This is a genomic window from Bacillus sp. 2B09, assembly GCF_003946835.1.
GTDB classification, from domain to species: Bacteria; Bacillota; Bacilli; order Bacillales; family Bacillaceae; genus Bacillus; species Bacillus altitudinis.
In genome coordinates this window covers 88,841-106,428 of sequence record NZ_RPSG01000001.1, presented here as the reverse complement: position 1 = coordinate 106,428, position 17,588 = coordinate 88,841, and the positions used below count along the sequence as shown (strand labels likewise).

General features: G+C 39.3%; 27 protein-coding genes. 18 read left to right on the top strand and 9 right to left on the bottom strand.

Annotated elements, in window-relative coordinates; all coding sequences use genetic code 11:
• The first annotated feature begins 42 nt into the window (after positions 1 to 42).
• A complete protein-coding gene (locus EBQ12_RS00555) occupies positions 43 to 891 on the top strand; it encodes an STAS domain-containing protein (RefSeq protein ID WP_052320286.1) in 849 nt (282 codons plus the stop codon).
• Between the two features lie 31 nt (positions 892 to 922).
• Here the strand turns inward: EBQ12_RS00555 and EBQ12_RS00550 are convergent, their stop codons facing one another.
• Complete coding sequence (locus tag EBQ12_RS00550) at positions 923 to 1,465, bottom strand: IseA DL-endopeptidase inhibitor family protein (RefSeq protein WP_035700928.1); 543 nt, start codon at positions 1,463 to 1,465, stop codon at positions 923 to 925.
• 296 nt (positions 1,466 to 1,761) lie between these two features.
• On the opposite strand from EBQ12_RS00550, the gene EBQ12_RS00545 reads away from it, so the two are divergent.
• Positions 1,762 to 2,205, top strand: a complete 444-nt coding sequence (locus tag EBQ12_RS00545; RefSeq protein ID WP_008343821.1) for a hypothetical protein — start codon at positions 1,762 to 1,764, stop codon at positions 2,203 to 2,205.
• Between the two features lie 47 nt (positions 2,206 to 2,252).
• Here EBQ12_RS00545 and lexA read toward each other — a convergent pair whose 3' ends face one another.
• Entirely contained in the window at positions 2,253 to 2,873 is a 621-nt protein-coding gene (lexA, locus tag EBQ12_RS00540; protein WP_007499350.1) for a transcriptional repressor LexA, read from the bottom strand.
• A 159-nt stretch (positions 2,874 to 3,032) separates the two neighbouring features.
• Here lexA and yneA point away from each other — a divergent pair, with 159 nt between their 5' ends.
• The 6 genes from yneA to EBQ12_RS00510 all read left to right on the top strand — a co-directional run bounded on the left by yneA (position 3,033) and on the right by EBQ12_RS00510 (position 7,449).
• Positions 3,033 to 3,344 carry a cell division suppressor protein YneA gene (gene yneA, locus EBQ12_RS00535; RefSeq protein ID WP_007499348.1) on the top strand — a complete coding sequence of 104 codons (312 nt, stop codon included), beginning with the start codon at positions 3,033 to 3,035 and terminating at the stop codon, positions 3,342 to 3,344.
• Positions 3,345 to 3,361: 17 nt separating this feature from the next.
• The gene (locus EBQ12_RS00530; RefSeq protein WP_017359583.1) at positions 3,362 to 4,009 is read left to right on the top strand and encodes a YneB family resolvase-like protein; all 648 of its coding nucleotides are present in this window, start codon (positions 3,362 to 3,364) and stop codon (positions 4,007 to 4,009) included.
• A gap of 69 nt (positions 4,010 to 4,078) precedes the next feature.
• The gene (locus tag EBQ12_RS00525) at positions 4,079 to 4,309 is read left to right on the top strand and encodes a DUF896 domain-containing protein (protein WP_008343816.1); all 231 of its coding nucleotides are present in this window, start codon (positions 4,079 to 4,081) and stop codon (positions 4,307 to 4,309) included.
• Between the two features lie 188 nt (positions 4,310 to 4,497).
• Positions 4,498 to 6,501, top strand: coding sequence for a transketolase (gene tkt, locus EBQ12_RS00520; protein WP_125588785.1), 2,004 nt, complete (start codon positions 4,498 to 4,500; stop codon positions 6,499 to 6,501).
• A gap of 198 nt (positions 6,502 to 6,699) precedes the next feature.
• Entirely contained in the window at positions 6,700 to 7,146 is a 447-nt protein-coding gene (gene sirA, locus EBQ12_RS00515) for a sporulation inhibitor of replication protein SirA (protein WP_125588783.1), read from the top strand.
• Positions 7,147 to 7,230: 84 nt separating this feature from the next.
• Entirely contained in the window at positions 7,231 to 7,449 is a 219-nt protein-coding gene (locus EBQ12_RS00510) for a YneF family protein (RefSeq protein ID WP_003212379.1), read from the top strand.
• Positions 7,450 to 7,717: 268 nt separating this feature from the next.
• Here the strand turns inward: EBQ12_RS00510 and EBQ12_RS00505 are convergent, their stop codons facing one another.
• Positions 7,718 to 7,891 carry an aspartyl-phosphate phosphatase Spo0E family protein gene (locus EBQ12_RS00505; RefSeq protein WP_369810454.1) on the bottom strand — a complete coding sequence of 58 codons (174 nt, stop codon included), beginning with the start codon at positions 7,889 to 7,891 and terminating at the stop codon, positions 7,718 to 7,720.
• A gap of 208 nt (positions 7,892 to 8,099) precedes the next feature.
• Here EBQ12_RS00505 and EBQ12_RS00500 point away from each other — a divergent pair, with 208 nt between their 5' ends.
• On the top strand, positions 8,100 to 8,807 hold the full coding sequence (locus EBQ12_RS00500) for a cytochrome c biogenesis CcdA family protein (protein WP_008343813.1): 708 nt from the start codon (positions 8,100 to 8,102) through the stop codon (positions 8,805 to 8,807).
• A 94-nt stretch (positions 8,808 to 8,901) separates the two neighbouring features.
• Positions 8,902 to 9,384: a CcdC family protein gene (locus EBQ12_RS00495; RefSeq protein ID WP_007499337.1), complete on the top strand. Its 483-nt coding sequence runs from the start codon at positions 8,902 to 8,904 to the stop codon at positions 9,382 to 9,384.
• A gap of 22 nt (positions 9,385 to 9,406) precedes the next feature.
• Here the strand turns inward: EBQ12_RS00495 and EBQ12_RS00490 are convergent, their stop codons facing one another.
• The 4 genes from EBQ12_RS00490 to sspO form a co-directional block, all read right to left on the bottom strand.
• Positions 9,407 to 9,835, bottom strand: coding sequence for a DUF2621 domain-containing protein (locus tag EBQ12_RS00490; protein ID WP_007499335.1), 429 nt, complete (start codon positions 9,833 to 9,835; stop codon positions 9,407 to 9,409).
• Between the two features lie 258 nt (positions 9,836 to 10,093).
• On the bottom strand, positions 10,094 to 10,483 hold the full coding sequence (locus EBQ12_RS00485) for an Hsp20/alpha crystallin family protein (RefSeq protein ID WP_008343811.1): 390 nt from the start codon (positions 10,481 to 10,483) through the stop codon (positions 10,094 to 10,096).
• 102 nt (positions 10,484 to 10,585) lie between these two features.
• On the bottom strand, positions 10,586 to 10,732 hold the full coding sequence (locus EBQ12_RS00480; RefSeq protein ID WP_003211331.1) for a small acid-soluble spore protein P: 147 nt from the start codon (positions 10,730 to 10,732) through the stop codon (positions 10,586 to 10,588).
• Between the two features lie 17 nt (positions 10,733 to 10,749).
• Entirely contained in the window at positions 10,750 to 10,896 is a 147-nt protein-coding gene (sspO, locus tag EBQ12_RS00475) for a small acid-soluble spore protein O (protein ID WP_017359581.1), read from the bottom strand.
• 220 nt (positions 10,897 to 11,116) lie between these two features.
• Here sspO and acnA point away from each other — a divergent pair, with 220 nt between their 5' ends.
• From acnA to EBQ12_RS00440, 7 genes are all read left to right on the top strand, one after another.
• Positions 11,117 to 13,846: an aconitate hydratase AcnA gene (gene acnA, locus EBQ12_RS00470; protein WP_008343808.1), complete on the top strand. Its 2,730-nt coding sequence runs from the start codon at positions 11,117 to 11,119 to the stop codon at positions 13,844 to 13,846.
• A 66-nt stretch (positions 13,847 to 13,912) separates the two neighbouring features.
• Positions 13,913 to 14,416: a TlpA disulfide reductase family protein gene (locus EBQ12_RS00465; RefSeq protein WP_125588781.1), complete on the top strand. Its 504-nt coding sequence runs from the start codon at positions 13,913 to 13,915 to the stop codon at positions 14,414 to 14,416.
• Between the two features lie 76 nt (positions 14,417 to 14,492).
• Positions 14,493 to 14,618 (top strand): FbpB family small basic protein, encoded by a 126-nt coding sequence (locus EBQ12_RS00460; protein WP_003211002.1) that lies wholly within the window; start codon positions 14,493 to 14,495, stop codon positions 14,616 to 14,618.
• A 51-nt stretch (positions 14,619 to 14,669) separates the two neighbouring features.
• Positions 14,670 to 14,813, top strand: coding sequence for an acid-soluble spore protein N (locus EBQ12_RS00455; protein ID WP_008357830.1), 144 nt, complete (start codon positions 14,670 to 14,672; stop codon positions 14,811 to 14,813).
• A gap of 15 nt (positions 14,814 to 14,828) precedes the next feature.
• A complete protein-coding gene (gene tlp, locus EBQ12_RS00450) occupies positions 14,829 to 15,071 on the top strand; it encodes a small acid-soluble spore protein Tlp (protein WP_017359579.1) in 243 nt (80 codons plus the stop codon).
• A gap of 103 nt (positions 15,072 to 15,174) precedes the next feature.
• Entirely contained in the window at positions 15,175 to 15,597 is a 423-nt protein-coding gene (locus EBQ12_RS00445) for an acyl-CoA thioesterase (protein ID WP_008343800.1), read from the top strand.
• Between the two features lie 3 nt (positions 15,598 to 15,600).
• Positions 15,601 to 15,909: a hypothetical protein gene (locus tag EBQ12_RS00440; RefSeq protein ID WP_008343798.1), complete on the top strand. Its 309-nt coding sequence runs from the start codon at positions 15,601 to 15,603 to the stop codon at positions 15,907 to 15,909.
• 41 nt (positions 15,910 to 15,950) lie between these two features.
• Here the strand turns inward: EBQ12_RS00440 and EBQ12_RS00435 are convergent, their stop codons facing one another.
• Together EBQ12_RS00435 and plsY are read right to left on the bottom strand one after the other, a co-directional pair.
• Complete coding sequence (locus EBQ12_RS00435; RefSeq protein WP_008343795.1) at positions 15,951 to 16,238, bottom strand: HesB/YadR/YfhF family protein; 288 nt, start codon at positions 16,236 to 16,238, stop codon at positions 15,951 to 15,953.
• A gap of 96 nt (positions 16,239 to 16,334) precedes the next feature.
• A complete protein-coding gene (plsY, locus tag EBQ12_RS00430; RefSeq protein WP_008343794.1) occupies positions 16,335 to 16,916 on the bottom strand; it encodes a glycerol-3-phosphate 1-O-acyltransferase PlsY in 582 nt (193 codons plus the stop codon).
• Positions 16,917 to 17,070: 154 nt separating this feature from the next.
• On the opposite strand from plsY, the gene EBQ12_RS00425 reads away from it, so the two are divergent.
• A complete protein-coding gene (locus EBQ12_RS00425; RefSeq protein WP_017367328.1) occupies positions 17,071 to 17,484 on the top strand; it encodes a CoA-binding protein in 414 nt (137 codons plus the stop codon).
• Positions 17,485 to 17,588: the final 104 nt, after the last annotated feature.

Here is a 17,588-nt window from a genome sequence, read left to right as displayed (position 1 = left end):
TACAAAGACTGACAAGTAGAAAATGTGAAGGGACATATGCTTATGGAAAAGAACCGTGCATTATACGATTTTTTCATGCAACATGCAGAGAAACTGACTGAAACATGGTATGAATCAATTGAGGATGATGATCCAGAATCCATTTATCGTTCAACAGATTCCAGCATCATAGCAGAGCTAAAACGGCAAAATCAAGATTATTATCAGCATTTTATCCGCGCACTTATTGAAGACAAGACGTATTTACATACGAAATTTAAAAAATGGTCTGAAGACTTAGCAAGTGATCCGAAGCACTTGAACACGCCATTAGATTACGTCGTGAGAGAGTATATGTCCAATCAAAGAGTGGTTCTTCATTACTTAAAAGAGTTTATAAAAAAGCATCAAGGTGATATTGACATTGACCGAATATTTTATTGGTATGATTTGATATCTGAGGCATTTAACATTTCAATTCATGTCTTTATTCAGCAATATGTGAAAAATACCACCAAAAAACTCGTTGCACAAAGAGACATGATTTATGAGCTGAGTTCCCCAGTCATTGTGTTAAAAAGTCATGTTGCCTTATTGCCTTTAGTTGGAGATATTGACACTGCGCGAGCAAAGATTATCTTAGAAAATACATTAAAACAGTGTTCGCAAAAAGGTGTTCAACATTTATGTATTGATTTATCAGGTGTCGTCATTATTGATACGATGGTAGCACATCAAATCTTTGATCTTGTCACGTCACTTCGGTTAATTGGGGTTGATACGACCATTTCAGGCATTAGACCAGAAATTGCTCAAACGGCTGTACAGCTAGGACTGCCTTTTAATGAATTTCAAACGGCTTCATCACTTGCTCACGCTTTAGATCGTATGACTGAATTTTCATCCATATAAAAACCAGGCCTAGTAAACGGCCTGGTTTTATTTAGATCACAGCGTCAATTTTTGTTACTTTCCAATCCTTTTGTACTTTCTCGAAAGTGACAGTACGTTTTACTTTGCGTCCATCAAGTGTTGGGACTGTGAATTCGTATGTGCGGATTGTATTTTTCTTAGAGACGAGTTTAGGTGTTGCCTTATCCCAATTAAGCATATTGTCTCCGTCACCAACTGGCACAGCCATTTTTCCTTTATGAACGATGAACTGATAGTCTTTTAAACCGTGAGTAATGGCATCTTTTGTGAAAACTTGAGATAGATAGCTGTTTAGTTTTTTCTTTGTATCAAATGTTTTAGACAGGTAGTTGTAAGTCATATCTTTATAAGTAAATGATTTTAATTTGTAATCTGAATGCTCTTTAATGTTGTAGCCTGACATCGCACTCCAAAAGTGTTCTCTTGCATCAAGGGCAATATGTAACGCTTCTTTATTTGTCAAAGCGGCTGATTTTTTGGAAGCGGCCAGTGTTGTTGTTTGTAATGAGATCATAAGCATAATAGCGGTTAATAAAACAAATAATTTTTTCAAGGCAATTGCCTCCTTTTCTCAATGAAAACTTCTTATGTTACAAATGTTACAATAGTTACAGAGATATTACAAGTATTAAATCTAAATGTTTTTTATTTCTTTTCTTTCTATCTATATAACGTTTGAGGGAGACAAAAAGTTTTCATTTTTTTATTTTTTTCTTCCTCATTAGTATTTAACCGTTCTAAAGAAGAATAAAACGTCTTTTGGAAAGATTTCTATTTGTCTCCTCAACACTCTTTTTTTATGTATGACATATACTGTCGTGATGAATGTCTAAGAAAGTGGTGTTTAGTGTGTATAATCCATATGAAGGTACGTGGAATGGGTACTTGTACGATCGGCAGGTACAAAGCATGCCGGCGTTTCCTATTTCTCAAGTTGGAGGATTTCCCGGATTGCCATTCGGAGGGACTGGGCAAGGGCAAGGTGCAGGAGGACAATCGGTCCCGCCAGCCCCGCCGCAGCATATCATCTCGCAATATCAACAAGCAGTCTCTCAGCCTCAAAGTATGCAGCCGCTCATTGCAGGGCAGAGTGTAGGCGGAAGCCAGCAAACGGTTCAATTTGCAGCTGGATGTAATAGAAGGTGGACCATTGTGTTCCTTAGAAACGGTCAAGTATTTCTCATGTATGTTCTTTCCTCGCAGCCTTTTGGCCGTACAACGGGTTTCATATGGCCGAACTTTACATTTGGCTCGTTCCCAAGCTCTAGTATTCTTGCATATTCTTGTTCATAAAAGAAAAAGCCGGCTCTCATCAAACGTTGATGAAATACCGGCTTTTTTTAATGAATATTTCTAAATACGCCAATCACTTTACCTAGTATACTCACATTCTGTAAAATAATCGGTTCCATTGATGGATTCTCGGGCTGTAATCTAAAGTGTGTATCTTCCTTATAAAAACGTTTCACTGTTGCTTCATCTTCTTCTGTCATAGCCACCACAATATCTCCATTGTTGGCAGTGCTTTGTTGACGCACAATGACGTAGTCTTTGTCCAAAATACCTGCATCGATCATACTTTCTCCCATAATTTCAAGCATAAATACTTGTTCATCTGGCGCTGCAAAAGTTTCTGGAAGTGGGAAATATTCTTCTACATTCTCAACAGCCGTGATAGGCAAGCCTGCTGTGACTTTTCCGATGACTGGAACATTCATTACAGCGCTCTTTGGAATATTCATTTCCTCTTCATCTAGTACTTCGATCGCTCTAGGTTTCGTTGGGTCTCTTCTAATTAAACCTTTCGTTTCTAGTCTAGCTAAATGTCCATGGACAGTTGAACTTGATGCTAGACCGACAGCTTCGCCAATTTCACGAACGGATGGGGGATAACCCTTGCTTTTTACTTCTTCTTTTATGAATTTCAGGATATCGAGTTGTCTTTTTGATAGCTTCGTCATCTTTTGCACCTCAAAACGTCAATTTTAAAGAAATTATAGCATGTTTTTCCTAACAGTACAAACATAGGTTCGAAAAAAACGTTTGACAGAAACGTTTGTTCGTATTTATAATGAGTGTCAGAAAGAACGAACACACATTCTATTAGGAGAGATGACATTATGAGGTTAAAGGAATCTATTATTTTTATTGGGCTATTCTCATTCATCGTTGGCATATTTCTCTCACTTATTGCAGTCACTAGCCATAATGATCCAAATCAATATGTTAAAATAGAGGTTCAATCAGGTGATACTCTTTGGGGATTAGCTGATCAAGTAAACGACAGTAAATCGATCGATAAAAATGCTTTTATTGACTGGGTAACTGAACACAATGATCTCGCTTCAACTGACATCCAGCCTGGAGACATCCTTGTCATTCCAGTTAAAAAAGAGCATCCAGTCGTATATCAACTTGCAACAGTACAGTAGAAAGGTCGATTGAAGACATGAATGCAATCATTTATGCGAGAGTAAGTACTGCCAAAGAAGAGCAAGAAACCTCGCTTAAAAGACAAGAAGAAGAACTGCTTGCTTTAGCCGCAGCGCACAAGATGAATGTAGTCAAAGTGATTAAAGAAAAAGCGAGTGGATACGATCTTGATCGTGACGGTGTTTTTGACATGCTGGCTGCGCTGAAAGAGGAAGAAATCGATGCTGTTCTCATTCAAGATGAGACACGCCTTGGAAGAGGGCAGGCGAAAATCGCTCTTCTTCATTGTCTGTTTAAAGAAAAAGTCAAGGTGTACAGCGTATTTCATAGAGGAGAGCTTGAGCTTTCAGAAGCAGACGAGATGGTCATTGAAATTGTAGGCGTTGTAGAAGAGTATCAGCGGAAAATTCATAATTTGAAAATTAAGCGTGGGATGAAAAAAGCTGTTGAGCGAGGGTATCAACCCGAACTGAATTTAAAACACCAAGAACAGGCGCCTGGCCGCGAACGTATTGAAGTACCGATTTCTGAAATTGTTCGATTAAGAAAAAACAACATGACATTCGCTGAAATTGCGGTGACATTGCAGGCACTTGGTTTTGATATTTCAAAAGCAACCGTCCATAGAAGGTACCAAGAATATGAAAAAGGGCTTGCGACTTAAAGCGTGATTTGTTGTAAAAATGACTGATATTTAGTAGTATGTAGAGAAAATGTTTTAAAGGAGTTTGTCATGATTTCTAAAGAACAGCTTGCAAGAATCAATGAGCTTTCAAAAAAGTCGAAAGAGGCCGGTTTGTCGGACGCTGAGAAAACAGAACAGAAGCAATTAAGAGAGGAATATTTAAAGGCTTTTCGTTCTTCTATGAAAAATACACTCAAAACCGTGAAAATCGTCGATCCAGAAGGAAACGATGTCACACCAGAAAAATTAAAAAGAGAAAGAGACCAGAATCTTCATTAAAGGTCGTCATTTCTTTATTTTTGAAAAGATGGGAGGAATATTCTCATCTTTTTTCATATTTGCATAAGTTTTTAGGTGATCGATAAACTAAATGTGACAAAATCCTTCTTTTTCGGCGTGAAATAGTTGTGAAAAAAGGACAGTAGATTTATGATAATGGTGTACACAAGATACGGAAGGGGATTTATATGGAAACGATTGAATTGAAATCTATTGCAACAATACGTACTCTCTCCATAGACGCAATTGAAAAAGCGAATTCCGGTCACCCTGGAATGCCGATGGGCGCTGCACCAATGGCATACGCTTTATGGACGAATCACTTAAACGTAAGTCCGCAAAATCCAAATTGGTTTAACAGAGACCGTTTTGTGTTATCTGCGGGACATGGCTCTATGCTTTTATATAGCATGCTTCATTTAAGCGGATACAATCTGAGCATCGAAGATTTAAAACAATTCCGCCAATGGGGAAGCAAAACACCTGGACATCCTGAGTTTGGACATACAGAGGGCGTAGATGCGACAACAGGTCCTTTAGGACAAGGGATTGCGATGGCTGTTGGAATGGCACTTGCAGAAAGACATCTTGCAGAAACGTATAACAAAGACAATTTTAATGTTGTGGATCACTATACATACAGCATTTGCGGAGATGGAGACTTAATGGAGGGCATTTCCTCTGAAGCTGCTTCACTTGCTGGTCATTTAGGCTTAGGCCGTTTAATTGTTCTTTATGATTCAAACGACATTTCTTTAGATGGCGACCTTGATCGTTCTTTCTCTGAAAATGTGAAGAATCGTTTTGAAGCGATGAATTGGGAAGTTCTTTATGTAAAAGACGGCAATAACATTGAAGAAGTGACGGCTGCCATTGAAAAAGCCAAACAAAGTACAGACAAACCTACACTTATTGAAGTGAAGACGACAATCGGTTTCGGTTCTCCAAACCGTGCGGGAACGTCTGGGGTGCACGGTGCACCGCTTGGCAGTGAGGAAGCGAAGCTAACGAAGGAAGCTTATTCTTGGACGTTTGAAGAAGATTTCCATGTACCTTCTGAAGTGTACGATCATTTCAAAACAGCTGTTAAAGACGCTGGACAGAAAAAAGAATCAGCGTGGAATGAACTGTTTGAGCAATATGAAAAAGAATATCCAGAACTGGCAGCTCAGCTGAAGCTCGCGATTGAAGGAAAACTTCCTGAGAATTGGGATCAAGAAGTTCCTGTTTATGAAGCAGGTTCAAGCCTTGCCTCTCGTGCTTCTTCTGGAGAAGTATTAAATGGCATTGCAAAGCAAGTACCATTCTTTATTGGTGGGTCTGCTGACCTTGCTGGATCAAATAAAACAACAATCAAAGATACAAGTGACTTTGGTAGAGAGAATTATGCTGGCAGAAACATTTGGTTTGGTGTGAGAGAATTCGCAATGGGTGCAGCATTAAACGGTATGGCACTTCACGGCGGACTTCGTGTATTCGGCGGAACATTCTTTGTTTTCTCAGACTACTTAAGACCTGCCATTCGTCTTGCTGCATTAATGGGACTTCCTGTCACTTATGTATTTACGCATGACAGCATTGCGGTTGGGGAAGATGGACCAACGCATGAGCCAGTTGAACAGCTCGCTTCATTACGTGCGATGCCTAACCTTTCTGTTATTCGTCCAGCTGATGGAAACGAAACAGCTGCAGCATGGAAAATTGCTGTATCTTCAACGAATAAACCGACAGCGCTTGTTCTTACTCGTCAAAACCTTCCAACGATTGATCAAGCACCAGAGAAGGCGTATGAAGGCGTAGAAAAAGGTGGATATGTCGTCGTTGAAGCAGCTGATGCACAGCCAGAAGCTCTTCTACTTGCTTCAGGATCTGAAGTAGGTTTAGCCATTGAAGCGCAAAAAGCACTTGAAAAAGAAGGCATTCGCGTTTCTGTCGTGAGCTTACCTGCATGGGATCGCTTTGATGAGCAGTCAGACGAATACAAAGAGTCCGTTCTTCCTAAAGCAGTGAGAGCACGTGTTGCAATCGAAATGGGTGCTTCACTTGGCTGGGAACGTTACACTGGCCTTGATGGCGATGTGATTGCGATTGATAAATTTGGCGCTTCTGCACCAGGCGAAACCATTATTGAAAAATACGGTTTCACTGTCAGCAACGTGGTGAGCCGCGTAAAAGCAAAGCTGAATAAATAATCAGTCTCCAAGCATCATGCTTTTTTGCAGTCGGTTTGCAGAGCTTTTCACTATGCTCTGCAAACTTTTTTCTTTTTTCTTGTTTTTTTGACAAAACTAGTTTCTTCTTGCTTCATATATAGACAATTCTTTCTTTCACATTTTTGTATAATACAAGCAATAAGCGAGATTGACGAAATGTGAAAGGAAGGGATAGACATGGAACGCCATTATTATATTTATTGGATTGAGGATGAGTTTGCTCATCATTATTTTGGTAGAGAATCTATTTTGTTTCATTTGTTTGAATCGTTACACTGGACGAACCGCAGTGATGACGAATTAGTCATGCTTGTTAAGCAAGTGGATTATGTAACGAAACGAATCCCTGCTTTTCATATGCACCAGCGTTTAATGAACAATTTAACCAACATTCACTATACACAAATAGGCTCAATATACAGTGCATCGCTGCCAGATGGAGAAGGCACAGCCGCATTCATTATAAAAGACCGTTACATTCAAATGTCTGCCACAGGCAGTTATGAGGCAGAAGCGGTGTTTTTTGAAGTACTCAGAAAAATTAGTCCTTGTTTCCTGGCTATGGACTTTGGATCAAAGAAGCACGGGTGGCTCAATCCGGTAAAAGTGAGGAATTTTGTTTAAAAAAATAAAATTGAACGTGAAATGTTGTATAATAGCCTTTTGTTTAGTACACTTTATACGAGACAACATGAAGGAGGAAGAATTATGGATTTATGGGTTGTCATCCTTGTAGGCGTTGTTGCATTGCTTGCAGGAGTTGCACTCGGATTCTTTATTGCTCGTAAGTATATGATGAGCTACTTGAAAAAGAATCCACCAATTAATGAACAAATGCTTCGAATGATGATGATGCAAATGGGCATGAAACCGTCCCAAAAGAAAATCAATCAAATGATGAAAGCCATGAACAACCAAGCGAAATAATACGTACGTTATTATGATCATAGATGGAACATGGTCCCTAAAGATTGGACAAGCGATGTCCTTTCTTTATTGAAGTCACCTTCATCAGACGCATAAAACCACTGTACTTGCTTGAATAAAGCAGGGAAAGTGGTTTTTATTTTGCCGTGAACCGTCCGTTAAAGACAAAACAAAAAACCCCTGTGAGCAGAGGTTTTCGTTTCTTTTATTGTCACACATATCAACTTTTCTAAAATCGTGCGGCATTTGTTTCTATCTTGAGATATCATTAGTTGGCTGAGTTTGAGTGTAAGTGTCGTTGATATTGTAAGAGGAGATGATCTAGCTGCTGGCTATGTTCGATGGTCACTGTTGATGTCATCCCATTATGCAAGACAACTTTCATCAGCTCTTCTCTTTTTTCTTCAATTTGAGTTAATAATGATGTTTTTACCAAAGTCATGTTCCTTTCATGCAAATCTTGATAAAAAGAATCGATTCTATTATATCCATTTTAAGGTTTATTTTCAAATTTAAAGGGTTTGGTATCTTGATGTCAAATTAAATTATATAAGGTTTTAAGAGATTAGACCATCTTTATTGAGGCGATGTAAAAAAAATGAAATGAATTTGTCATCTCTTATTGTATATTGTAAGAAGGAGGTGTTCTTTTGTCAGATTTGAATTACTTTTTAGCGTTTGGAGCAGGGTTTCTATCTTTTATCTCACCGTGCTGTCTGCCACTTTATCCAGCCTTTTTATCCTATATTACGGGCGTTAGTATAGATGAAGTGAAATCTGAGAAGGTGATGCTGAGAAGAAGAAGTCTGCTTCATACATTATTCTTTTTAATTGGGTTCTCTCTCATTTTTATTGCCATTGGATTTGGGACATCGTTTGTTGGGAAGTTTTTCATTGAATATCAAGATGCGATTCGTCAAATTGGTGCCATTCTCATTATTTTCTTTGGCTTTATGATTCTTGGTGTATTTCAGCCTTCTTTTTTAATGGGAGAAAAGAGGTTGCAGTTTAAAAATCGTCCAGCCGGTTTTTTTGGATCGATTCTCATCGGAATGGGTTTTGCTGCTGGTTGGACACCATGTACCGGCCCGATTTTATCAGCCGTCATCACACTTGCCAGCAACAAGCCAGAGTCCGCTGTGACCTATATGATTGCGTATGTATTAGGTTTTGCTATCCCGTTTTTTGTTCTTTCCTTTTTCATCACAAAAATGGCTTGGATCAGAAAGCGTCAGCAGCTCATCATGAAAACTGGCGGGATTATTATGATCGTAGTAGGGATCTTGCTGTTCTTTGATCTTCTGACATGGATCATTATTATGTTCTCTTCATTATTTGGAGGATTTACGGGTTTTTGAAATCGTTTTCTACAGTCGCGGCGAATGGTTTTTTTTCGTCAATTGGAGTATATTATACATAGGCTGACCTTAAAGAATAAAGGAATGATTTGATATGATGATCATAATTTCTTCTATAGTGGCGGTATGTATGGCGGTAGCCGTCATGTTTATTCGCATTAAATCATCTGCAAAACCTGCAACCGCGAAAAAAATTATATTACCTCCTATCTTTATGAGCACGGGTGCACTGATGTTTTTTGTGCCAATGTTTCAAGTAACTGGAGCTGAATTTTTAGAGGCGATTACTGTAGGGATGTTTTTCTCTATCTTTTTAATTAAAACATCGAAATTTGAAATTAGAGGCAATGAAATCTATTTGAAACGTTCAAAAGCATTTGTGTTTATTCTCATTGGACTTCTTGTCCTTCGTATCGGAATGAAGACGATTTTAAGCTCTTCCATTGATTATGGTGCGCTCAGCGGGATGTTTTGGATTCTAGCCTTTGGCATGATTGTCCCTTGGCGGGTTGCGATGTATTTGTCGTTTAGAAAGATGTCTAAACAATTAGATCTGCAGCAGGCCCAAATAAATTAAACCTCCTTTTTAAAAAGGAGGTTTATTTTAATAAAGATTCATATGGTGAATGGTCGATCTTTTTTTCTTGAAGGCGCTTTAGTAGAAATTTATGATCCCGCTTCGGTGTAGCGATAATATAGCCACGAATGATTAAGTCTAAATTAATGCTGGCCGCTTGTTCTTTTAGTGCCAGTTCGCCAATTTTACCGGCGATTTTTTCTTTGGCGACATCTCTAAACAGCTCTGGAACCGGTAATACTAGCTCATTTAATAGCTGTTTGTCTTCATCGCGCCATAGGTGCAGGCTCTTTTGAATATATTCATCCTGCCAATCAAGCTCTGATTTCCCGTCTTCTTTCGGCAATCGTTTTAAAAACTTGCGAAACATAAAAAAGCCACCGATTGCTAGTAATCCAATCATCACTGTACCCCAAAATAAAATGAACCACAAAAACCAGCCGCTTAACATGTTCTCACTCCCTATATCCCTTCTCTCTATTCTATTTTACATGAAGGGAAGGTAGAAGAAAATAACAAAAATGTATGTGTTTTTTTCTATAAACGCCTTTTTTGATCAAGAGGCGCCCATTTACTAGAATGACCCAAACCATTTAGTAGAAAAGGAATACATTATTGTATAGCGACTCTACTATTTGGCCATGGTGGTTCGCAAAAGGTATTGACTTGAAACGAACGGAAGAGAGCCCGCCTGTATACAGGCGGGCTCTTAATGTTTGAAGTGTGGCATTTGAAAGGAAAATGCTCCGTCTTGACGATGGGTTTCTTTTTTGATTTTTATTGATATGATTCTGTTTTCGTAATCTGTATCAATGTCTTTGTCATTCAAATAAAAAGGGAGCATGACACTTTTTTCAATCGGCTGTTCTCTTTCATCAATCAAATAAGCGAGGATGAGCTCACATCCGGAAAAGGTCAGTTTTAAATCAGTGATCGATAGGGTGGAGAGGTCGATCTCAATAATATAATCACGGCTCGTTTCATAAAGATCTATTGGGAGCTGTTCGTCATACCATGCAAAAGGATCGTCCATTAATACACTCAGCCAATCATCTATTTCAAGAAAATCAGAGGAATTCACTTGCTTTTCATTCTCCATAAACACTCCTCCATCACATCTCATAATAAATCATATGATAAAAGCTGAAATGTGTGAAAGACCTAAAACATCCCGTTTGGTCACGGGCTTAAGAGAGAATGTTTACATATCATGATGTGAATTGTGCTTTTGTCTTGTATGATTGCGGTTTTTCACTTTTTTACTGCCTGAAAGTGGCTCAGGCTGCCCGCCTTGATGCTCTTTAGGAGAGTTTTGACGTATGTCTTTCCCTGTGTTTTTGTTCGTCATCATTACTCACTCCTTTCTTATTGGTTTTTTTTACGCTTTTTATTGTTTTGCTTTTGTTCTTCTGTTAAAACGAGCTGATCATTTTCTATATAGCCTGCACCATTTCCTTGGCTTTTGGCTGCGTTCATGCCGTCAATGACATGATTTGCTTTTCTTTTTGTCATGTTCTATCACCTCAGCATTAGTATGAACCCGTGCTGCTCAGTTTATGAAGAGTAATCATTTCCTCATGATAAGCTAAACTTATTGAATTTAATAAAAGCATTGTTATTTACTTATGTATGAATTTGTTTTAAGATGAAATTGTGAGAAAATTGTGGTGAAATACGACGATTTTTCTGAGAATTGAAATTGATCTTGATCATCAAAAGGGGGATTTTGGACATGTCGAAACAGCAGCAAGTCGCTAAACAAGACGCTTTTCAATCTAGAAAAACGTTTTCGACAAATGGGAAAACGTATCACTATTATTCGTTAGAAGCACTCGAGAAACAAGGAATCGGAAATGTTTCTAAATTGCCTTATTCCATTAAGGTACTGTTAGAATCAGTGCTTCGCCAAGTAGACGGTAGAGTGATCAAGAAGGAACACGTTGAGAACTTGGCAAAATGGGGAACTGCCGAGGTAAAAGAAATTGATGTTCCATTTAAACCTTCTCGTGTTATTTTACAAGACTTCACGGGTGTGCCAGCTGTCGTTGACCTTGCTTCTTTAAGAAAAGCAATGGCAGATGTGGGCGGAGACCCAGATAAAATCAACCCTGAAATTCCAGTTGACTTGGTCATTGACCACTCTGTACAAGTCGATAAAGCTGGAACTGAAGATGCATTAAACATTAACATGGATTTAGAATTCGAACGTAACGCAGAGCGTTATAACTTCCTTAGCTGGGCAAAGAAAGCGTTTAACAATTATCAAGCTGTTCCGCCTGCAACAGGGATCGTTCACCAAGTGAACTTAGAGTATCTTGCAAGTGTTGTTCATGCAATCGAAGAAGATGGCGAGATCATCACTTACCCAGATACATTAGTTGGTACTGACTCACATACAACAATGATTAACGGTATCGGTGTACTCGGATGGGGCGTTGGCGGTATCGAAGCAGAAGCTGGTATGCTCGGTCAGCCTTCATACTTCCCAGTACCAGAAGTCATTGGTGCTAAATTAGTTGGAGAGCTTCCAAACGGAACAACTGCAACTGACCTTGCCTTAAAAGTGACACAAGTTCTTCGTGAAAAAGGCGTAGTGAACAAGTTCGTCGAGTTCTTCGGACCTGGTGTTGCACAATTGCCGTTAGCAGATCGTGCAACAATTGCGAACATGGCGCCAGAATACGGTGCAACTTGCGGATTCTTCCCAGTAGATGAAGAAGCGCTAGCTTACCTTCGCCTTACTGGACGTGATGAAGAGCAAATTAATATCGTTGAAGAATATTCTCGCGCAAATGGCTTATTCTATACGCCGGATGCAGAAGAGCCAATCTTTACTGATGTTGTGGAAATTGATCTTTCTCAAATTGAATCAAACTTATCTGGTCCTAAACGTCCACAAGATTTGATTCCACTTTCTCAAATGAAAGAGACGTTCCATAAACACATCGAAAGCCCAGCTGGTAACCAAGGTTTTGGCTTAGAAAAATCAGAGCTGGACAAACAAATCGAATTTGATCTAGCAAATGGTGAAAAAGCTGTGATGAAGACAGGTGCGATTGCGATTGCAGCGATTACGAGCTGTACGAATACATCGAACCCATACGTCTTAATCGGAGCAGGTCTTGTTGCGAAAAAAGCAAGTGAGCTCGGTATGAAGGTGCCAAATTACGTGAAAACGTCACTAGCACCGGGTTCTAAAGTTGTAACAGGGTACCTCGTGAATTCGGGACTTCTTCCATATTTAAGAGACCTCGGATTTAACATTGTTGGGTATGGCTGTACAACATGTATCGGAAACTCAGGACCGCTTGAAAAAGAAATTGAAGATGCTGTCTCTGAAAATGATCTGCTGATCACTTCTGTTTTATCAGGTAACCGTAACTTTGAAGGGCGTATCCACCCGCTTGTAAAAGGAAACTACCTTGCATCTCCACCATTAGTTGTGGCTTATGCACTTGCTGGTACGGTGAATATTGATTTAACAAAAGATCCGATCGGTGTCGATAAAAATGGCGAGAACGTTTATTTCAATGACATTTGGCCATCAATGGATGAAATCAACAGCGTCGTGAAAAGCACTGTCACACCTGAGCTATTCCGTTCAGAGTATGAAACTGTTTTTGACAACAATGACCGCTGGAATGAAATTAAAACGACGGATGATGCATTGTATAAATGGGATGAAAATTCCACATACATTGATAACCCGCCATTTTTTGAAAACTTATCAGTTGAACCTGGTAAAGTTGAACCACTTAAAGGATTGCGCGTAGTGGCGAAGTTCGGTGACTCTGTCACAACAGACCATATTTCTCCTGCTGGAGCAATTGGTAAAGACACACCTGCGGGTAAATACTTGCAAGAAAGAGGCGTATCGCCTAGAGACTTTAACTCATACGGATCTCGCCGTGGTAACCACCATGTTATGATGAGAGGTACTTTTGCAAACATCCGTATTAAAAACCAAATCGCACCAGGAACAGAAGGTGGGTATACAACCTACTGGCCAACTGGTGAAGTGACATCGATTTATGACGCATGCATGCGTTATAAAGAAGATGGAACTGGTCTTGCGATCTTAGCAGGTAAAGATTACGGCATGGGTTCTTCTCGTGACTGGGCTGCAAAAGGAACAAATCTTCTTGGAATTAAATTCGTTCTAGCGGAAAGCTTTGAGCGTATCCACAGAAGTAACCTTGTCTTCATGGGTGTACTTCCTTTACAGTTTAAAGATGGAGAAAGTGCAGAAACTTATGGACTAACAGGAACAGAAACATTCGAAGTAGATGTTGATGAAACAGTTCGTCCGCGTGATCTTGTCACTGTAAAAGCAATTGATACAGATGGCAACGAGAAAACATTTGAAGTAATTGTTCGCTTTGACAGTGAAGTCGAAATTGACTACTACCGTCATGGTGGTATCCTTCAAATGGTATTGCGTGAAAAATTGGCAAGCAACTAATAAAGCAAAGAAGAGAAGGCGCTTAGACAGCTTTCTCTTCTTTTTTAACATAGTGGAGGATCAATCATGTGGAAAAAAGGAATGGCAAGCGCTGTTTTACTTGTGTTGATTGGTTTACTTGCATGGAATGTATTCGGACCAAAAGAGCCATCCATCGGTCTTGAAACAGGGGACAAAGCCCCTGATTTTGAGCTCAAAACCCTTGATGGCAAAACGGCATCGTTATCTGATTATCGAGGGAAAAAAGTACTCCTCAATTTTTGGGCGACATGGTGTAAGCCTTGCCGAACAGAAATGCCAGATCTAGACGCAATTAGAAGTGAAAATGACCAAGTTGAGGTACTAGCGGTGAATTTGACGAACACTGAAAAGAGTGTGGATCACGTCGCCTCATTTATTGATGAACTTAAGGTCAGTTTTCCTGTTTTATTAGATCAAAAAGGTATTCAAGCGAGATATCAGGTACTTTCCTATCCGACGACATACATACTAGATGAAAAAGGGCGTATCCTGACTGTAAAGCATCAAATGCTCACAAAAAAAGAAATTGAAAAAGAGCTGGATCTATAATGATTCAGCTCTTTTTTGCTTATTTTCTAAATGTTTTGGCGAAAATGGTATGAACAGAGTGGAGGTGGTGATAGACATGAGAAGAAGAAAGCGCCGTACATTTGAAGAACTTGTGCTTGAAAATAAAAAAGAATTATTAAGCAATGAGGAATTTTTAAACCAGCTTGAAGAAAAGTTGGAAGAGCGATTTAGACAGAAATAAGTTATGTTTTGACCTTTTTCGTTCATCCTAAAGAAGAGGGAGGGATGAATGATGGGTAGAGAGCATGATAAACAAGCACAGTTTACACCAGACCATTTAGGGACAAAACCTGTAGCATACAAACGAAATAAAGGCAAAAAGATGCATAATAAATCGAATGAACAGCCTGATGTGATACAGACGAAGGGCGAATAATAGGAGGGAAGCATGATGAATGACAAGTCATATCAATCCAATCCAGATGATCGTTCTGATAATGTTGAGAAGCTGCAGGATATGATCGAAAACACACTTGAAAATATTGATGAATCTGAAGCAGCAATGGGTCTTTCAACAGAGGAAGAAAAGCAGATGATCAAGCAAAAAAATGAAAACCGTAGAACAAGTATTGACGCAATGCGTTCTGAAATAAAGGACGAGGAAGCAGCAAGAAAGAGCGGTTACACTGAATAAACCAGGGATTCCTGGTTTATTTTATTGCCTCTTTTTAGAAGAACCATTTGGAATGTGGTAAAATGTCAGAGACGTTAGGTTTTGATAGGAGAGCGATGAAAACGTGTATGTATCTAAAAAAGAAATAGAAGTCCGTTATGCAGAAACAGATCAAATGGGTATTGTGTATCATGCCAACTATTTAATCTGGATGGAAGTCGGCAGAACAGCGTTAATTAAAGAATTAGGCTTTTCCTATGCCCAGTTAGAGGCAGACGGTGTCCTTGCACCTGTTGTCGATCTTCAGGTTCAATATAAGAAACCACTACTGTACGGTGAAACGGCTACAGTTCACACATGGATTGAAGAATATAACGGCGTGAAAACAGTGTATGGCTATGAAATACAAAAACCTGATGGACAAACGGCTATTACAGGGACCACCTCACATATTTGTGTGGACAAAGAAACCTTTAGACCGATTCAATTTAGAAAAGCTTTCCCTGCATGGCACAGCGTATACGAACAGTCCAAGAAGCAGGTTTGATTCATGGCATTTGGAATTAAAAGAAAGGATCTACATGCTTGGAAATCAGCTGTTCGGCAAGGGAATGTGGCCTTTTTGACACACTATTGGCTTGATGACCGTTTTCCGCATGCGAATACTGTCACAAAGGCAGCCTGTCAGGATATGGAGCAATTAATCGCTTGGGGACAAAAGCATGGATTAAAGAAAGAATGGATTCATGTTCGCGAAGGTTTTCCTCATTTTGATCTCATCGGTGATTCGCAAAAACGGATTTTACAAAAAGAGCGGTCGTTAGGAAACATTCAGGAGTATGGACTTTATATTGAGTGATAAACAAAAAAGATACCCGAGGGATGAGGTATCTTTTTTGTTTATTCATAATGAAATTCTGGTTCTTTCACGGACTCGTTATAATCAATATGCAGATCATGGTTGTCAAAATACCAAATATCACTTTCTTCTACGAAGAAAGTAATGCCTTCTACTTCAGCGGTTGCGCCGGCATTTTGAGGTTCATCTTTTGCGACGCCGAGAGAAAAGCCTTTTTGAACATTACTGCACCCGCCATATCTGACAAAAAAGCGAACATGATCACCTTTTTCTAAATCTAGTTCATTCTTGTACCAATTGAGTGCATCATCTTTTATCGTTAATTTCAATGTGATCGCCCCTTTTTGAAGTCATGCTGTTTTTAAATGCAGGATGCAAAAACAGCTTTTCTTTACTTTTACCACATATTTAAATTGATGAAACGGCTAAAGCCATTTGATTTTCGGTTCAGTTTTGTTGAGAATTCGTTTGAGGTTGGCGATGTGTCTGAAGATCACAAAGCCAGCAAGAACGGCAACAACAATAATTAAAAATAGATCTTGGGTGAATATGCTGTAAATGAATGTGTAGATCCCAGTCAGCATAGATGATAATGAAACATATTTACTAATGTATAAAAATAAGAAAAAAGCAGCGATCATCGTGATAAATAAGAACGGGGCATAAAATAACAGCACGCCGCCTGATGTAGCGACCGCTTTTCCCCCTTTAAATTTTGCAAAGACAGGAAAGCTGTGACCGATAACAGCAGCAACTCCTGCTAATAAGGGGTGAATGTCCAGTTGCATGAAAAACGGTAAAGCCGAAGCAAGAGTCCCTTTTAAAATATCAGCAGTGATAACGATGGACCCTGCTTTCACACCCAGTGTACGGAATGCATTCGTCGCACCTAGGTTCCCGCTGCCATGTTCACGGATATCGATTCCCTTTGCAGCTTTCCCGACAATGAGACCTGATGGAATACTGCCGAGAAGATAAGCCAAAATAAACATCAAAGCAATTAACATCTGCATAACTCCTTTATATTCTCCCTCTTGTCTTACATTTTAACATGATCTTATGAAAAACATGGCGATCTTTTTTTGAAAAAAACGATGGCCGATGAATTCAGCTTTGTTTTTAACAAGAAATTCGCTAAAATAGAAGAAAAGGAGTGTCTGGATGAATCATCCTTCAAAACAAGAAATTGGGCGTATATTAAAAAGCAGTAAGCGAATTGCAGTTGTAGGTTTGTCAGATCAGCCGCACCGAACGTCCTATATGGTTTCAAAAGCCATGCAAGATGCCGGTTATGACATCATTCCTGTCAATCCAACGATTGATGAAGCACTTGGGGTAAAAGCGGTCGCCTCTTTAAAAGACATAGAAGGGCCTGTTGATATCGTCAATGTCTTTAGACGTTCTGAGTTTTTGCCTGAAGTGGCGAAAGAATTTCTTGAAATAGACGCACCTGTTTTTTGGGCGCAGCAAGGCGTATATCATGAAGAGGCGAAAAGGCTGATTGAGGAAAATGGCAAGGTCGCCATCATGGATTTATGTATCAAAGTGGCTCATGCGATGACAAAAACTCATTAAATCGTCAAAAATCCTTGGTTTTTCAAGGATTTTTGCTTTTTTGTTGCAGAAATATATTTGCGATTCTAGAAGAAAGCGATAAAATAAGGCGACAGGGACCTATC

What these genes read in the sequence shown, in the direction of transcription:
- EBQ12_RS00480 (WP_003211331.1), bottom strand. Translation starts at nt 10,732, where the DNA reads ATGACGAACAAAAACACAGGGAAAGACATACGTCAAAACTCTCCTAAA.
- EBQ12_RS00510 (WP_003212379.1), top strand. Translation starts at nt 7,231, where the DNA reads ATGGATTTATGGGTTGTCATCCTTGTAGGCGTTGTTGCATTGCTTGCA.
- tkt (WP_125588785.1), top strand. Translation starts at nt 4,498, where the DNA reads ATGGAAACGATTGAATTGAAATCTATTGCAACAATACGTACTCTCTCC.
- lexA (WP_007499350.1), bottom strand. Translation starts at nt 2,873, where the DNA reads ATGACGAAGCTATCAAAAAGACAACTCGATATCCTGAAATTCATAAAA.
- EBQ12_RS00465 (WP_125588781.1), top strand. Translation starts at nt 13,913, where the DNA reads ATGTGGAAAAAAGGAATGGCAAGCGCTGTTTTACTTGTGTTGATTGGT.
- EBQ12_RS00485 (WP_008343811.1), bottom strand. Translation starts at nt 10,483, where the DNA reads ATGGAGAATGAAAAGCAAGTGAATTCCTCTGATTTTCTTGAAATAGAT.
- sirA (WP_125588783.1), top strand. Translation starts at nt 6,700, where the DNA reads ATGGAACGCCATTATTATATTTATTGGATTGAGGATGAGTTTGCTCAT.
- plsY (WP_008343794.1), bottom strand. Translation starts at nt 16,916, where the DNA reads ATGTTAATTGCTTTGATGTTTATTTTGGCTTATCTTCTCGGCAGTATT.
- EBQ12_RS00530 (WP_017359583.1), top strand. Translation starts at nt 3,362, where the DNA reads ATGAATGCAATCATTTATGCGAGAGTAAGTACTGCCAAAGAAGAGCAA.
- tlp (WP_017359579.1), top strand. Translation starts at nt 14,829, where the DNA reads ATGAATGACAAGTCATATCAATCCAATCCAGATGATCGTTCTGATAAT.
- EBQ12_RS00525 (WP_008343816.1), top strand. Translation starts at nt 4,079, where the DNA reads ATGATTTCTAAAGAACAGCTTGCAAGAATCAATGAGCTTTCAAAAAAG.
- EBQ12_RS00425 (WP_017367328.1), top strand. Translation starts at nt 17,071, where the DNA reads ATGAATCATCCTTCAAAACAAGAAATTGGGCGTATATTAAAAAGCAGT.
- yneA (WP_007499348.1), top strand. Translation starts at nt 3,033, where the DNA reads ATGAGGTTAAAGGAATCTATTATTTTTATTGGGCTATTCTCATTCATC.
- EBQ12_RS00460 (WP_003211002.1), top strand. Translation starts at nt 14,493, where the DNA reads ATGAGAAGAAGAAAGCGCCGTACATTTGAAGAACTTGTGCTTGAAAAT.
- EBQ12_RS00490 (WP_007499335.1), bottom strand. Translation starts at nt 9,835, where the DNA reads ATGTTAAGCGGCTGGTTTTTGTGGTTCATTTTATTTTGGGGTACAGTG.
- EBQ12_RS00455 (WP_008357830.1), top strand. Translation starts at nt 14,670, where the DNA reads ATGGGTAGAGAGCATGATAAACAAGCACAGTTTACACCAGACCATTTA.
- EBQ12_RS00495 (WP_007499337.1), top strand. Translation starts at nt 8,902, where the DNA reads ATGATGATCATAATTTCTTCTATAGTGGCGGTATGTATGGCGGTAGCC.
- acnA (WP_008343808.1), top strand. Translation starts at nt 11,117, where the DNA reads ATGTCGAAACAGCAGCAAGTCGCTAAACAAGACGCTTTTCAATCTAGA.
- EBQ12_RS00505 (WP_369810454.1), bottom strand. Translation starts at nt 7,891, where the DNA reads ATGACTTTGGTAAAAACATCATTATTAACTCAAATTGAAGAAAAAAGA.
- sspO (WP_017359581.1), bottom strand. Translation starts at nt 10,896, where the DNA reads ATGACAAAAAGAAAAGCAAATCATGTCATTGACGGCATGAACGCAGCC.
- EBQ12_RS00440 (WP_008343798.1), top strand. Translation starts at nt 15,601, where the DNA reads ATGGCATTTGGAATTAAAAGAAAGGATCTACATGCTTGGAAATCAGCT.
- EBQ12_RS00555 (WP_052320286.1), top strand. Translation starts at nt 43, where the DNA reads ATGGAAAAGAACCGTGCATTATACGATTTTTTCATGCAACATGCAGAG.